Below are 13,995 nucleotides of genomic sequence, written 5' to 3' on the forward strand. Positions count from 1 at the left end.
TTCACCGCGTTCCCCCCTGAGACGCCGCCGTCCCCCCGTATTTTCCCATGTCCCCGGGCGGCGCCTTGCCAACTGGAGGAAGTTGATGAGTACGGATACCGCTACGGCGGCGCCCGCGAAGAAGCGGGGTGCCGGCCTGTTCCAGGGTCTGCAGAAGGTCGGCCGCAGTCTGCAGCTGCCGATCGCCGTACTGCCGGCCGCGGGCATTCTGCTCCGCCTCGGCGCACCCGATGTCTTCGGCAAGGAAGGTCTCGGCTGGGGCAAGGTCGCCACGGTCTTCTCGACCGCCGGTGACGCCGTGTTCGGCAACCTGCCGCTGCTGTTCTGCGTCGGCATCGCGATCGGCTTCGCCAAGAAGGCCGACGGCTCGACCGCGCTCGCCGCGCTGGTCGGCTTCCTGGTCTACAAGAACGTGCTCACCGCGTTCCCGGTGACCGACGCCGTGATCAACACCACCGCCAACAAGGGGGTGGACGTCGCCGCGACGTACAACGACCCCAAGGTCTTCGGCGGCATCATCATGGGTCTGCTGTCCGCCGTCATCTGGCAGCGGTTCCACCGCACCAAGCTGGTGGACTGGCTCGGCTTCTTCAACGGCCGCCGTCTCGTCCCGATCATCATGGCCTTCGTCGGTCTGCTCATGGGCGTCTTCTTCGGCCTGGTCTGGGAGCCCATCGGTGACGTGATCACCAACTTCGGCGAGTGGATGACCGGCCTCGGCGCCGTCGGCGCGGGCATCTTCGGTGTCGTCAACCGCGCGCTGCTGCCGATCGGCATGCACCAGTTCGTGAACACGGTCGCCTGGCAGGAGATCGGCGACTTCAAGGACTCCTCCGGCACCCTGTGGCACGGAGACCTGCCGCGCTTCTTCCACGGCGACCCGACCGCCGGCCAGTTCATGTCCGGCTTCTTCCCGATCATGATGTTCGCGCTGCCTGCCGCCGCCCTGGCGATCACGCACTGCGCCCGCCCCGAGCGCCGCAAGGCCGTCGGCGGCATGATGATCTCGCTCGCGCTGACCTCGTTCGTCACCGGCATCACCGAGCCGATCGAGTTCGCGTTCATGTTCATCGCGCCGGTCCTGTACGTGATCCACGCGGTCCTGACCGCCGTCTCGATGGCCGTCACCTGGGCGCTGGGCGTGCACCACGGCTTCAGCTTCTCGGCCGGTGCGATCGACTACATCCTGAACTGGAACCTCGCGACCAAGCCCTGGCTGATCATCCCGATCGGCCTGGTCTTCGCGGCGATCTACTACTTCGTCTTCCGCTTCGCGATCGTCAAGTTCAACCTCACCACCCCGGGCCGTGAGCCCGAGGAAGAGGTCGAGGACCTGACGAAGGCGTAAGCCGTACGGCTGGTACGAGAAGGGCCCCCGGAACCGAGCGGTTCCGGGGGCCCTTCTCGTACGTGCGCCGCTCAGATCTCGTATACCGCACCCGGCACCGCGAGCTCCACCGGTCCCTCGTACGTGTCACGGGCGTCCACCAGGTTGACTTCGCCGTCCGTCCACGGGGGAATGTGGGTCAGGACCAGGCGGCCCGCGCGGGCGCGGGCGGCGTGTTCGCCGGCCTCGCGGCCGTTGAGGTGGAGGGCGGGGATGTCCTCCTTGCCGTGCGTGAAGGACGCCTCGCACAGGAACAGGTCGGTGCCCTCGGCCAGCTCGTGGAGCGCCTCGCAGACGCCGGTGTCGCCGGAGTACGTGAGGGACGCGCCGCCGTGCTCGATGCGGATGCCGTACGCCTCGACCGGGTGGCAGACCCGCTCCGTACGGACCGAGAAGGGGCCGATGTCGAACGAGCCGGACTTCAGGGTGTGGAAGTCGAAGACCTCGCTCATGGAGGAGCTGGAGGGCGTGTCGGCGTACGCCGTGGTCAGACGCTGCTCGGCGCCCTCCGGCGCGTACACCGGCAGGGGGGCGCAGCGTCCGCCCTCGTGCCGGTAGTAGCGCGCGACGAAGTAGCCGCACATGTCGATGCAGTGGTCGGCGTGGAGGTGGCTGAGGAAGATCGCGTCGAGGTCGTAGAGACCGATGTGGCGCTGCAGCTCGCCCAGGGCGCCGTTGCCCATGTCGAGGAGCAGCCGGAAGCCGTCGGCCTCGACGAGGTAGCTCGAACAGGCCGATTCCGCGGACGGGAACGACCCGGAGCAGCCGACGACGGTGAGCTTCATGGAGCGTGAACCTCCGGGAGCGGCAAGGGATACGGGGAAGGCGGCGGGAGGTCGTGCGGTGCGTCGAGCGTAAGGCGCCACACTGCCGGTCGCTCCTCAGTGGCGGGCCGTTGTGGGGGAACTCACCTGCGCTGTCACCGGTTCGGGCGGAGTGCGGACGGAGCGCGCGCGGGGGGTGGGCCGCCGGGTAACGTCTGCGCTATGGACACGTCCTGGTGGCTCGCGGTGATCGCCGTGGTGGTGGTCGCGCTGGGGGCCGCGGTGGTGGACGGGCGGGGGCGCGCTCGGCCGCCCGCGCGGCCCGGGGGGCGCGTTCGGCCGCCCGGGCGGCCCGCCGGTCCGCGGCGCGCGCCCAAGCGGCGGCCGCGGCCGGGGGAGATCTGGTGGGCGGAGGTGCCCTACGAGGACGGGCCCGGGTCGAAGGACCGGCCCTGCCTCGTGCTGTCGGTACGGGGGGACCGCGTGCTCGTCGCGAAGATCACCAGCAAGTTCCACGAGGAGCGGGCCGGGGTGATTCCGCTGGCGCCGGGGGCGGTGGGGGATGCGCGGGGGCGGCCGAGCTTTCTGGAGACGGATGAGCTTCGGGAGGTGGGGGTGTGGGAGTTTCGGCGGTGGGTGGGGGTGGTGGATCCTGCGGTGTGGGATCAGGTGCGGTATCTGGCGGGCTAGGGGGTTTGGCCCCACCCCGCCCCTTCCCTAAACCCTCCGGGGGTGGGCGCGGGTGAGGGTGGTTTCCCGGGGGCTGCGCCCCCGGACCCGGACGCGGGGGCTCCGCCCCCTGCACCGCGTGGGCACGGGGTGGGTGGGTCAGCGGGGCTCCGCCCCTGCACCCCGTCGCGGGGCCTGCGGCGCCCGCGGCTCGCTTTCGTGATGACCTGCGGGCCCGGTGGGGGCTGGTCGCGCAGTTCCCCGCGCCCCTGAAGGAACGGGGCCTTCGGCCCCTGTTCCCCCCGTCTCTGTTGCCGCCGACTCTGTTCCCGCGCCGCCGAAGGGACGGGGCCTGCGGGCCCTGTTCCCCTGTCTCGCTGCCCGCACCGCCGAAAGGACGGTGCCTTCGGCTCCTGTCCCCCGCACCTCCGTCCCCCGCACTGCTGAACGCCGGAGGCCCCGGCCCACCCAGGGGCGCGAGGAACTGCGCGAGCAACCCACCGCGGCCCGCGGACAAACACCGGCCTCCTCAGGGGCGCGGGGAACTGCGCGAGCAGCCCACCACGGCCCGCAGACGACCGCCCGCCCCCGCCGCTACGCCCAGAGCTGCCCCTGAAGCGTCTCGATCGCCTCTTCCGTCGTCTCCGCCGTGTACACCCCGGTCGACAGGTACTTCCAGCCCCCGTCCGCCACCACGAACACGATGTCCGCCGTCGCGCCCGCCTTGACCGCCTTCCGGCCCACGCCGATCGCCGCGTGCAGCGCCGCCCCGGTGGAGACGCCCGCGAAGATGCCCTCCTCCTTGAGGAGTTCGCGGGTGCGGGTCACCGCGTCCGCCGAGCCGACCGAGAAGCGGCTGGTCAGGACCGAGGCGTCGTAAAGCTCGGGGACGAAGCCCTCGTCGAGGTTGCGCAGGCCGTAGACCAGGTCGTCGTAGCGCGGCTCGGCGGCGACGATCTGGACGCCGGGGACGCGCTCGCGCAGATAGCGGCCCACGCCCATCAGCGTGCCCGTCGTCCCCAGGCCCGCCACGAAGTGGGTGATCGAGGGGAGGTCGGCCAGGATCTCCGGGCCGGTCGTGGCGTAGTGCGCGCCCGCGTTGTCGGGGTTGCCGTACTGGTACAGCATCACCCACGTCGGGTTCTGGGCCGCCAGCTCCTTGGCGACCCGTACCGCCGTGTTGGAGCCGCCCGCCGCGGGCGACGGGACGATCTCCGCGCCCCACATCTTCAGCAGGTCGCGGCGCTCCTGGGAGGTGTTCTCGGGCATGACGCACACGATGCGGTAGCCCTTGAGCTTCGCCGCCATGGCCAGCGAGATGCCGGTGTTGCCGCTGGTCGGCTCCAGGATGGTGCAGCCGGGCGTCAACCGGCCCGCCTTCTCGGCCTGTTCGATCATGTGGAGCGCGGGGCGGTCCTTGACCGAGCCGGTCGGGTTGCGGTCCTCCAGCTTCGCCCAGACGCGGACGTCGTCCGAGGGCGACAGCCGGGGCAGGCGGACCAGCGGGGTGTTGCCGACCGCGGCGAGCGCGGAGTCGTAGCGCATGACGGCGATCAGCCTCAGACCATGCCGCCGGCCACGGCCGGCAGGATCGTGACGCTGTCGCCGTCCGACAGCTCGGTGGAGATGCCCGCGAGGAAGCGGACGTCCTCGTCGTTGAGGTAGACGTTCACGAAGCGGCGCAGCTCGCCGCCGGTGGTCTCGTCGACGAGGCGCTCGCGGATGCCGGTGTGGCGGGTCTCCAGGTCGGCGAAGAGCTCGCCGATGGTCGCCCCGCTGCCTTCGACCGCCTTCGCGCCGTCGGTGTAGGTGCGGAGGATGGTCGGGATGCGGACCTCGATGGCCATGGCGTGGGGCTCCTGTCAGGAGTCGGGAGGGGGAGGAAGGAACGAAAGGAAGGAACGAAAGGAAGGAAACGAAGGAAACGACCGAAGGCACTTGGCAGGGGCGCGCCTCGGCGCGCCTGCTGCGGGTGGTGCGGAGGGTACGCGCGGGCGTACGCGGTGGTGCGGGTGCGGCTCAGACGGCGGTGGGGCGCGGACACATCGCGCTCGCCAGGCGGCACAGGTCGACGTGCAGGCGCGCCACCAGCAGCGGGCTGCTCGGCTTCTCTTCGCTCACGTCGTGGGGAACCATGCGGTCATCGTATCGATTCCCGGTCCGCTTTCCGGAGTGTGATCTCAGATGGTGGGCGCCCTCTGCTCAGGATGCGGGCGGCAGGGCGCGGCAGGAGTCCGCCGCGCGCCCCCTCGGCCGGTTCAGTACGCCTGGACGACCTGGACCTCTTCCTCCTCGATGACCCCGTCCACGATCCGGTAGGAGCGGAACTGGAAGTCCCCGAGGCCGTCGGTGTCCGCCGTGGAGACCAGGACGTAGTGGGCGCCGGGCTCGTTGGCGTACGTCACGTCGGTGCGCGAGGGGTAGGCCTCGGTCGCCGTGTGCGAGTGGTAGATGATCACCGGCTCCTCGTCCCGGTCGTCCATCTCGCGGTACAGCTTCAGCAGGTCCTGCGAGTCGAACTCGTAGAACGTGGGCGAGCGCGCCGCGTTGAGCATTGGGACGAACCGCTCGGGGCGGCCGGTGCCGGCCGGGCCGGCGACCACGCCGCACGCCTCGTCGGGGTGGTCGGCGCGGGCGTGCGCGACGATCTGGTCGTGGAGGGCCTGGGTCAGGGTCAGCATGAGCGCAAGGATAAGCAGACGGGCCGTTCCGTACCGGGGAGTGGTACGGAACGGCCCGCATGCTGAGATCTTCCGCCGGGTGGGGCGTCAGGAGCGCTTGGCGAACGCCTTGTTCTCGGGGTTGCGCGCCTTGAGGACCAGGTACGAGACGCCCAGGATCAGGCCCCACAGGGGGGCGCAGTACAGGGAGACCCGCGAGTCCTTGTCGATGCCCATCATCACGATGACCATGAGGATGAACAGCAGCGCGAACCAGCTGGTGAAGGGGGCGCCGGGGGCGCGGAAGGTGGACTGCGGGAGCTCGCCGCGGTCGGCCTTGGCGCGGTAGCGGATCTGGCAGACCAGGATCATGATCCAGGCCCACATGCCGGAGATGGTGGCGAAGGAGACGACGTAGTCGAAGGCCTTGCCGGGCGCCTTGTAGTTGATCCAGACGCCCACCAGCATCAGCGCGGCCGAGACCGAGGTGCCGATCAGCGGGGTGCCACTCTTGGTCAGCCGGGTGAAGAGCTTCGGGCCCTGGCCGTTGAGCGCGAGGTCGCGCAGCATGCGGCCGGTGGAGTACATGCCCGAGTTGCAGGAGGACAGGGCGGCCGTCAGGACGACGAAGTTGACGACCGCGGCGCCGACGCCGAGGCCCATCTTCTCGAAGGCCGCGACGAAGGGGCTGACGCCCGGCTGGAACTCGTGCCACGGGACGACCGAGAGGATCATGATGAGGGCGCCGATGTAGAAGACGGCGATGCGCCACGGCACGGTGTTGATGGCCTTGGGCAGGGTCTTCTCGGGGTCCTTGGACTCGCCCGCGGTCACACCGACCAGCTCGACGGCGAGGAAGGCGAACATCACGATCTGGAGGGTCATCAGCGTGCCGCCGATGCCCTTGGGGAAGAAGCCGCGGTCGTTCCAGAGGTTGGCGACGGTGGCGGTGTCGGCGGCGTCGGAGAAGCCGACGGTGAGGATGCCGGCGCAGATGAGGATCATGCCGACGATGGCCGTCACCTTGACCATCGAGAACCAGAACTCCAGCTCGCCGAAGAGCTTCACCGAGATCAGGTTCACCGCGTACAGGATGAGCGTGAAGACCAGCGCGTACAGCCACTGCGGGACGTCGTTGTGCGTCCAGAAGGCCATGTACTGGGCGGCCGCGGTGACCTCGGTGATGCCGGTGACGACCCAGAAGAGCCAGTACGTCCAGCCGGTCACGAAGCCCCAGAACGGGCCGACGAACTCACGGGCGTACTCCGAGAAGGAGCCCGAGACGGGGCGGTACATGAGCAGCTCGCCCAGGGCCCGCATGATGAAGAAGATGACCAGGCCCGCGATGGCATAGGCCAGGATGAGGCTGGGGCCGGCCTTCGAGATGGCCTTGCCCGCGCCGAGGAAGAGGCCGGTGCCGATGGCTCCGCCGATGGCGATCATCTGGATCTGGCGGGCGCCGAGGCCCCGCTGGTATCCCTCGCCCTCGGCCGCGCCGTGGGCGGTTCCCAGGGCCTCATTGCCGGAGCGGTCGTCCTGCTTGTCGACCTGCGCTGAGGTCATGGTGGTGCGCCTTTCTCCATGCTGACCCGCCCGCTTCGGTCGTCGAAGCAGCGGACCAGGTCCTGATCCCCCCGGATGTGGATGGAGTGCCACCGGCGGTCAGCCGGCCGAAGCGCCCCCGGGGACATGGGTGGCGTCCCCGGGTGGTCGTGAAGATTTATCACGTCTTTACGGGTGATCGGCCGGGGTCACTGTGGCGCACACCACAAGGAGAACCGGACAAAGTGCACAAGGGGCGGCAAACCCTACCGATGTGGTAATCGGATCGTTATGCGGATTTGAGCGTCCGCTGAGCGAACAGAAGGAAAACGGCCGCCCCGGCTGCCCGGGCGGCCGTTCACCGGCGGGTCTCAGGCCATCAGCGTCTCGACGAGCGTCTCCTGAAGGCCGCCGAGCCAGAGGTAGGCCATCACCATCGGCTTGCGCGGGTCCTCGTCCGGCAGCCGGTACAGCTCACCGCTCTCGTCCTCGTCGGTGACCTCCAGCCGGGTCCCGATGGTCAGCCGCAGGTCGTTGAGCGCGCCCAGCCAGCGCCGGGAGTCCTCCTCGGACAGCTTCAGGACCGCGCCGCCGTCGCCCCCCGGGGCGAGCGCGTCCAGGGTGCGCACCACCGCGAGCGCGTCCTCGCGCTTGCGGGCGCGCAGGTCGTTCTCGGTGAAGCGCCGGAACTCGGCCGCCGAGGCGCGCAGTTCGTCGCTCTCGCCGCTGTCGTACGCGTCGGGGAAGAGGCGGGCGAGCGCGGGGTCGGCGGGCGGCTCGCTGGGGCCCTCGGCGAAGAGCGCGGCCAGCGGGTCCTCGCCGTCCATCGGCTCGTCACCGGGGCCGATCAGCTCCAGGAGCTGGACGGACAGGGAGCGCAGGATGGCGATCTCGACCTCGTCGAGCGCGACGGCCGCGCCGCCGCCGGGCAGCGCCTCGAAGTAGCCGGCCATCAGCCGCGGTCCTGGGTGAGGGTGGCCCACAGCCCGTACCCGTGCATCGCCTGCACGTCGCGCTCCATCTCCTCGCGGCTGCCGCTGGAGACCACGGCCCGCCCCTTGTGGTGCACGTCGAGCATCAGCTTGCGGGCCTTGTCCTTGGGGTAGCCGAAGTAGCTCTGGAAGACGTACTGGACGTAGCTCATCAGGTTGACGGGGTCGTTGTGGACGAGCGTCACCCACGGCACATCGGGTTCGGGGACGGCGAAGGTCTCTTCCGCCGATTCGGGCCGTTCGATCTCTACAGGAGCCACACTCACTTACCCCATGCTGCCACTGAGGGACCGCGGTCGCACAAACGGGCCCCCGAAATCGTCAGACTGACGCAAAGAGGGGTAGCATCCGGCCATGGCTGCCACTCACCGGGGAACCGCCCCCGGATCCCGGCCGACCCGGCCGACAGCCGGAACGGAAAGGCGAGGTAACCGGTTGTGAACGCTGCGGACCTTGGGCTGCCGGTGGACGTGCCGTCGACCGCGCTCTTCACCGACCAGTACGAGCTGACCATGCTCCAGGCGGCCCTGCGCGCCGGGACGGCCGAGAGGCGGTCGGTCTTCGAGGTCTTCACCCGCCGGCTGCCGGACGGGCGCCGCTACGGCGTGGTGGGCGGCACCGGCCGCGTCCTGGACGCGGTGGAGAACTTCCGCTTCGACGCGGGCGTCCTGGGCTTCCTGCGCGAGCGGGCGATCGTCGACGAGCCGACCTTGGAGTGGCTGGCCTCCTACCGCTTCTCGGGTGACATCTGGGGCTATCCGGAGGGCGAGGTCTACTTCCCGGGCTCCCCCGTCCTGCGGGTGGAGGGCTCCTTCGCGGAGTGCGTGCTCCTGGAGACCGTGATCCTGTCGATCCTCAATCACGACTCGGCGATCGCCGCCGCCGCCTCCCGGATGTCCGCCGCCGCCGCGGGCCGCCCGCTGATCGAGATGGGCGCCCGGCGCACCCACGAGCTGGCCGCGGTCGCCTCGGCGCGGGCCGCGTACGTGGGCGGCTTCGCCACCACCTCGGACCTGGCGGCCGGGTTCCGTTACGGCATTCCGACCGTCGGCACCAGTGCGCACGCCTTCACGCTGCTGCACGACAGCGAGCGGGACGCCTTCCGGGCCCAGGTGGACTCGCTGGGCCGGGGCACCACCCTGCTGGTGGACACCTACGACGTGGCCGAGGCGGTCCGTACCGCCGTGGAGATCGCCGGGCCCGAGCTGGGCGCGGTGCGGATCGACTCCGGCGACCTGCTGCTCGTCGCCCACCGGGTGCGCCAGCAGCTCGACGAGCTGGGCGCCACCGGCACGAAGATCGTGGTCACCTCCGACCTCGACGAGTACGCCATCGCCTCGCTCGCGGCCGCGCCCGTGGACGCGTACGGCGTCGGCACCCAGCTCGTCACCGGCAGCGGGCACCCCACCTGCTCCATGGTCTACAAGCTGGTCGCCCGCGCCCACAGCGCGGACCCGAAGGCGCCGCTGGTGCCGGTGGCGAAGAAGTCGATGGGCGGCAAGTCCTCGATCGGGGGACGCAAGTGGGCGGCCCGGCGCACCGACGCGGAGGGGATCGCGGAGGCCGAGGTGGTCGGCACCGGGCCGGTGCCGCCCGGGCTCGCGGAGCGGCAGCTGCTGGTGGAGCTGGTCAAGGGCGGCGCGGTGGTGGCCAGGGAGCCGCTGGACGCGGCCCGGGAGCGGCACATCGCCGCGCGCGGGACACTGCCGATGTCCGCGATGCAGCTGTCGCGGGGCGAGCCGGTGCTGCCCACGGAGTACGTGTGAGGCCGCACCCGGGGTCTTTGCGCACCAATTGCCCTCTGCCGCGGCGGGGGCGGAGTCTCTACGCTCGTTGAACAGCTCCCTGACCTAAGGACAGCCGACATGCACCGCGCGTTGATCGTCGTGGACGTTCAGAACGACTTCTGCGAGGGCGGCAGCCTCGCGGTCACGGGCGGCTCCGACGTCGCCGCTGCCATCACCGACCTGATCGGGCAGGCCGCCGGGTCCGTGTACCGCCACGTGGTGGCCACCCGCGACCACCACATCGACCCGGGCCCCCACTTCTCGGCGCACCCCGACTACGAGCGCTCCTGGCCGGTGCACTGCGTGGCCGGGACGGAGGGCGTGGGCTTCCACCCGAACTTCGCGCCCGCGGTCGCCAGTGGGGCCATAGACGCCGTCTTCGACAAGGGCGCCCACGCGGCCGCGTACAGCGGGTTCGAGGGGCGCGACGAGAACGGTGTGGGGCTGGCGGAGTGGCTGCGCGAGCGGGAGGTCACCGAGGTCGACGTGGTCGGCATCGCGACCGACCACTGCGTACGGGCGACGGCGCTGGACGCGGTGCGGGAGGGGTTCGCGGTGCACGTGCTGCTCGACCTGACCGCCGGCGTCTCCGGGGAGACGACGGCCCGGGCCGTCGAGGAGATGCGGAGCGCCGGCGCGGAGCTGTCGGGGAAGCCGGTGGGCTGACCCCGCCCCGCCGGCCGCGGCAGGGGGCTACGGCCGCAGCAGCGCCCTTATCGGGTGCCAGAGCTCGGCCCCCGGGTGCGGCGCCGTGCGCCACAGCAGCCCGTCCGGGTGGTGCAGGACGGCCGTGATCTCGTCCGGCGTCGGCGGCTCGGTGTTGCCGCGCAGATAGACCGCGCGCAGCCCCAGGTTCCGCAGCCGGGTCAGGGCGCGGGCCCGGTTGGCCGCATGGACCAGGACGCGCACCTTGCGGCCGTCCCCGGCGGGGGACGGCAGCGTGAGCGCGACGACGACGCTGCCGTTCGGCAGCTTGCTGAAACCTCCGCCAGGCATGGCGTACCGCTCCCCCGTGAGACGTCGTGTCAATAAGGACTCGTAGGACGCACCTAAACACGATCGGCCGCCGCCCGCTAGAGGGCGACGGCCGATCATGGTTTGACCTGCGGTTTTGAGAACTACTTGGTCGACGGACCCACCTTCACGGTGATCGACGAGCCGTCCTTGGGCTGCTGGACGATCGAGATCCGGGTGTTGGTGTCAGGAACCTGCACGCTTCCCGTGGGGTTCGCCTCGTACCAGTAGGTGCCCCGGTGGTCGTCGAACATCGGCACGCCCGGCTGCGAGCGGACCGTGGTCGCCACGTCGGCCTTGTGCAGCGTGATCGCGTTCGTCGGGTAGAAGCTGAACGCGGCGTCGAACGGCGTGATCTTGTTGCGCATCAGCGTGCCGTCGGCCCACTTCAGCGGCTTGGCGTGGGCGTCGATCGGAAGGATCTGGCCGTGGCCCGGGTGGACCGAGACGTTGTTGTCCTTCTGGGAGGTGTCCCACAGCCAGATCATCAGACCGGGCTGGTACGCGTAGTGCTCCACCCACGACGGGCGGGACTTGGCGAAGCCGAAGTTGTACGGGCCGACCTTGAGGGTCTGGTCGTACGACACGTACTGGCGGTTCTCCGCGATGTAGTACTGCGCGTAGTCGTTGGTGAACGACTCGCCGATGCGGGAGAAGTTCTTCGGCGTCCAGCCGTTGTCGTCGCCCTCGGCACCGTCGGTGAAGAGCGCGGCGCCGTCGGCGTTCACGGTGATCGCGTCGGCGGTGAAGCCCTTGCCGCCCGCGCCGCCGTCCGTGGCGTAGCGGAAGCGGAGGTCGATCTTCTTGCCCGCGAAGGCGTCCAGGTTGTACGAGAGCTTCTTGTACGCGCCGGACACGTCGGTCAGGGCCGGCTTGTCGCTGGGGTCGCGGCTGATCGGCTGGCCGTCGGCGGTGCCGTCGAGCGCGGTCCAGGTGGCGCCGCCGTCCGTGGAGGCCTCGGCGTACAGGAAGTCGTAGTCCAGCTCGATGTCCCACCAGCCGGACAGGTCCAGGGAAGCCTTGGACTTGCCGGTCAGGTCGACCGGGCGGGTCAGGGTGTTGTTGAGGTTGTCACCCGCGCCGCTCCACCACTGCTTGGTGCCCTCGGCGGGCTTCACGACCGTGGTGGTGACCGGCTTCTTCGGCAGCTCGACGACGAGCGCCTGCTTGTCCTTGGTGTTGTACTCCGACACGCCCAGCTTGGTGGTCGAGTGCGTCGCGGCCTTGACCGTGTCGTAGTTGAGCCAGCCCAGCTGGAGCTTGTCCCAGGCGGTCATGTCGCCCGGCATGTCGCCGATCGAGTCCTTGCCGGTGCCCAGCCAGGAGCCGGCCGACATCAGGGACCAGAAGCCGACCGAGTTCTCGGCCTGGTTGGTGGTGTCGTAGAGGTCCGGCAGACCGAGGTCGTGGCCGTACTCGTGCGCGAAGACGCCGAGTCCGCCGTTCTCCGGCTGCATCGTGTAGTCGCCGACCCAGATGCCGGTGTCACCGATCTGCGTGCCGCCGGCCTTGTTGTTCGAGGGGCCGGTCTTGCCCGCGTCCGTGCCGTAGGCGTACGAGCGGTGGGCCCACAGGGCGTTGGTGCCCTGGGCGCCGCCGCCGGCCGACTCGTCCTCGCCCGCGTGGACGATCTGGAAGTGGTCGATGTAGCCGTCGGCCTCGTTGAAGTTGCCGTCGTTGTCGAAGTCGTTGCGGTCCCACTGGTCGTACTGCGCCAGGGTCGCCTTGATCTGCTCCGTGGTCTGGCCCTTGGCCTTCTGGTCCGCGGCCCAGGCGTTGACGCCGTCGCGGACCAGGTCCATCACGTTCGAGCAGTTGGTGGCGCCGCAGTAGTTCGAGCCGTAGCGGGCCTCGTTCGCGGGGACGCGCACCCAGTCGGTGACGGTGCCGTCGACCGAGTAACGGCCCGAGGACGTCTTCTCGTAGTACGTCTTCAGGGAGTGCTTCTCGGTGCCGTCGGCGTTCTTGCCGGACCCGAAGTACAGGTCCTGGAAGTGCTGCCGGCTGTAGTCCGCCTGCCAGGCGGTGGAGTTGTCCTTGGTGCGGTCCGGCTGCTTGATCGTGTTGTGCGCCGGGCCGGGGGTGCCGCCGTACTTGACGACCGCGGGCTTGGGGCCGGTCGGACCGTCCGGGTCGAACATGGTGGTGCTGTCGACCTGGTCGCCGAAGTCCACCAGGACCGTGAAGATCTTGTCGGTCTTCTCCCGGGCGAGCTCGACGTACTTCTTGTCGTCCAGCTGGACGATCTTGGAGGCGCCGCGCTGCTGCACCTTCTTGTCGCCCGCGATGACCTTCTCCAGCGCCGCCTGGCGCTGCTGCTCACGCTGCTTGGTGAACGGGCCCGGGATGTTGTCGACGTGCTTGCCCGAGACGGAGCCCGGGTCCCGCCGCTCGACGGGTGCCGGGCTCTTGGAGTCGGCCTGGGCGGTGGCGAACGCGGAACCTATCGCGCCGGTCGTGGCAAGGGCCACGAGTATGGCGGCAGCTCTGACCGCTCGTCTGTTGCTGGTCACTTGATGATGTCCTCCCCCGCGGCCGCAGGCACGGACCGGGGGTGAGGGGTCTGGTCTCCGGTGCGCGGCACGCGTCTCAAGTGACGACATTGGACCGGAGTTGCCAAGGAAAAGACAGATCTTGACTTGAGTCAGGCAATTACATTATGCAGAGCGGACGTTCCGGTATCCGAACGGTTCCGATGTGCTACCCAACCGGGACATCAGGTGCGCCTGTCCCACCTGATGGAATGCCGAATGACTCCGTGCGCCCCCCGTGCTCCGGCACCGTGGGTTAGGTCACGCTTACCATCGGTTCCGCAGGGGCAAGCACCGACGTAGAGTCGCTTGACAGTGCGATCCGGTTGCCCGGTCGAGAGACCCGCCCCCATCCGATGCCTGCCCCCGAGGACGGATACCGCCATGCCGCGTCCGACTGCCGCACAGCTCGCCTACGGTTCGGCCACCGTCGTCTTCTCGACCGTGGCCATGATTCTTCTCTCCCGGACCGACTCGGGTGTCGGCGTGGGAGTGATAGTGCTCGCCGCGCTCCTGCTGGGACTGCTGGTCGCCATGACGGTGCCCATGCCGAAGGCGGCGCGCACGGTCCGTACGAACCGTGCCGCCGCCGCCGACGAGAGCGCCGAGCCGGGGGTGCGCGTCCCGGCCGACTCGGTGCGGAGCTGAC

General features: G+C 69.9%; 15 protein-coding genes. 5 read left to right on the plus strand and 10 right to left on the minus strand.

Annotated elements, in window-relative coordinates:
- Nucleotides 1–85 precede the first annotated feature (85 nt).
- Nucleotides 86–1,348 carry a PTS transporter subunit EIIC gene (locus tag AC069K_RS19815; RefSeq protein WP_365109148.1) on the plus strand — a complete coding sequence of 421 codons (1,263 nt, stop codon included), beginning with the start codon at nucleotides 86–88 and terminating at the stop codon, nucleotides 1,346–1,348.
- 71 nt (nucleotides 1,349–1,419) lie between these two features.
- On the opposite strand, the gene AC069K_RS19820 is transcribed toward AC069K_RS19815, so the two are convergent.
- Nucleotides 1,420–2,172, minus strand: a complete 753-nt coding sequence (locus tag AC069K_RS19820; protein ID WP_478617922.1) for an MBL fold metallo-hydrolase — start codon at nucleotides 2,170–2,172, stop codon at nucleotides 1,420–1,422.
- A 201-nt stretch (nucleotides 2,173–2,373) separates the two neighbouring features.
- On the opposite strand from AC069K_RS19820, the gene AC069K_RS19825 reads away from it, so the two are divergent.
- Nucleotides 2,374–2,841, plus strand: a complete 468-nt coding sequence (locus AC069K_RS19825; RefSeq protein WP_358837882.1) for a type II toxin-antitoxin system PemK/MazF family toxin — start codon at nucleotides 2,374–2,376, stop codon at nucleotides 2,839–2,841.
- 573 nt (nucleotides 2,842–3,414) lie between these two features.
- Here the strand turns inward: AC069K_RS19825 and AC069K_RS19830 are convergent.
- The 7 genes from AC069K_RS19830 to clpS form a co-directional block, all read right to left on the minus strand.
- On the minus strand, nucleotides 3,415–4,365 hold the full coding sequence (locus AC069K_RS19830; RefSeq protein ID WP_478617927.1) for a PLP-dependent cysteine synthase family protein: 951 nt from the start codon (nucleotides 4,363–4,365) through the stop codon (nucleotides 3,415–3,417).
- Between the two features lie 14 nt (nucleotides 4,366–4,379).
- Nucleotides 4,380–4,667 carry a MoaD/ThiS family protein gene (locus tag AC069K_RS19835; RefSeq protein ID WP_365109159.1) on the minus strand — a complete coding sequence of 96 codons (288 nt, stop codon included), beginning with the start codon at nucleotides 4,665–4,667 and terminating at the stop codon, nucleotides 4,380–4,382.
- Nucleotides 4,668–4,839: 172 nt separating this feature from the next.
- A complete protein-coding gene (locus AC069K_RS19840; protein WP_324616203.1) occupies nucleotides 4,840–4,956 on the minus strand; it encodes a putative leader peptide in 117 nt (38 codons plus the stop codon).
- Between the two features lie 122 nt (nucleotides 4,957–5,078).
- Nucleotides 5,079–5,501, minus strand: coding sequence for a M67 family metallopeptidase (locus AC069K_RS19845; RefSeq protein ID WP_358835863.1), 423 nt, complete (start codon nucleotides 5,499–5,501; stop codon nucleotides 5,079–5,081).
- 87 nt (nucleotides 5,502–5,588) lie between these two features.
- Nucleotides 5,589–7,043 carry an amino acid permease gene (locus AC069K_RS19850; RefSeq protein ID WP_478617932.1) on the minus strand — a complete coding sequence of 485 codons (1,455 nt, stop codon included), beginning with the start codon at nucleotides 7,041–7,043 and terminating at the stop codon, nucleotides 5,589–5,591.
- A gap of 350 nt (nucleotides 7,044–7,393) precedes the next feature.
- Nucleotides 7,394–7,975 (minus strand): DUF2017 domain-containing protein, encoded by a 582-nt coding sequence (locus AC069K_RS19855; protein WP_365109165.1) that lies wholly within the window; start codon nucleotides 7,973–7,975, stop codon nucleotides 7,394–7,396.
- Nucleotides 7,975–8,280: an ATP-dependent Clp protease adapter ClpS gene (gene clpS, locus AC069K_RS19860; RefSeq protein ID WP_067159503.1), complete on the minus strand. Its 306-nt coding sequence runs from the start codon at nucleotides 8,278–8,280 to the stop codon at nucleotides 7,975–7,977. The genes AC069K_RS19855 and clpS overlap by 1 nt, the downstream gene beginning before the upstream one ends.
- A 171-nt stretch (nucleotides 8,281–8,451) precedes the next feature.
- Here clpS and AC069K_RS19865 point away from each other — a divergent pair, with 171 nt between their 5' ends.
- Nucleotides 8,452–9,780 carry a nicotinate phosphoribosyltransferase gene (locus AC069K_RS19865; protein ID WP_478617936.1) on the plus strand — a complete coding sequence of 443 codons (1,329 nt, stop codon included), beginning with the start codon at nucleotides 8,452–8,454 and terminating at the stop codon, nucleotides 9,778–9,780.
- Nucleotides 9,781–9,879: 99 nt separating this feature from the next.
- The gene (locus AC069K_RS19870; protein ID WP_478617939.1) at nucleotides 9,880–10,467 is read left to right on the plus strand and encodes a nicotinamidase; all 588 of its coding nucleotides are present in this window, start codon (nucleotides 9,880–9,882) and stop codon (nucleotides 10,465–10,467) included.
- A 27-nt stretch (nucleotides 10,468–10,494) separates the two neighbouring features.
- On the opposite strand, the gene AC069K_RS19875 is transcribed toward AC069K_RS19870, so the two are convergent.
- On the minus strand, nucleotides 10,495–10,797 hold the full coding sequence (locus AC069K_RS19875; protein WP_344078477.1) for a hypothetical protein: 303 nt from the start codon (nucleotides 10,795–10,797) through the stop codon (nucleotides 10,495–10,497).
- A 122-nt stretch (nucleotides 10,798–10,919) separates the two neighbouring features.
- Nucleotides 10,920–13,328 carry an immune inhibitor A domain-containing protein gene (locus tag AC069K_RS19880; RefSeq protein ID WP_365109174.1) on the minus strand — a complete coding sequence of 803 codons (2,409 nt, stop codon included), beginning with the start codon at nucleotides 13,326–13,328 and terminating at the stop codon, nucleotides 10,920–10,922.
- A 402-nt stretch (nucleotides 13,329–13,730) separates the two neighbouring features.
- Between AC069K_RS19880 and AC069K_RS19885 the strand changes: the two genes are divergently transcribed.
- Entirely contained in the window at nucleotides 13,731–13,994 is a 264-nt protein-coding gene (locus AC069K_RS19885) for a hypothetical protein (protein WP_365109176.1), read from the plus strand.
- Nucleotide 13,995 lies beyond the last annotated feature (1 nt).

The organism is Streptomyces sp. NPDC043908, assembly GCF_056435525.1.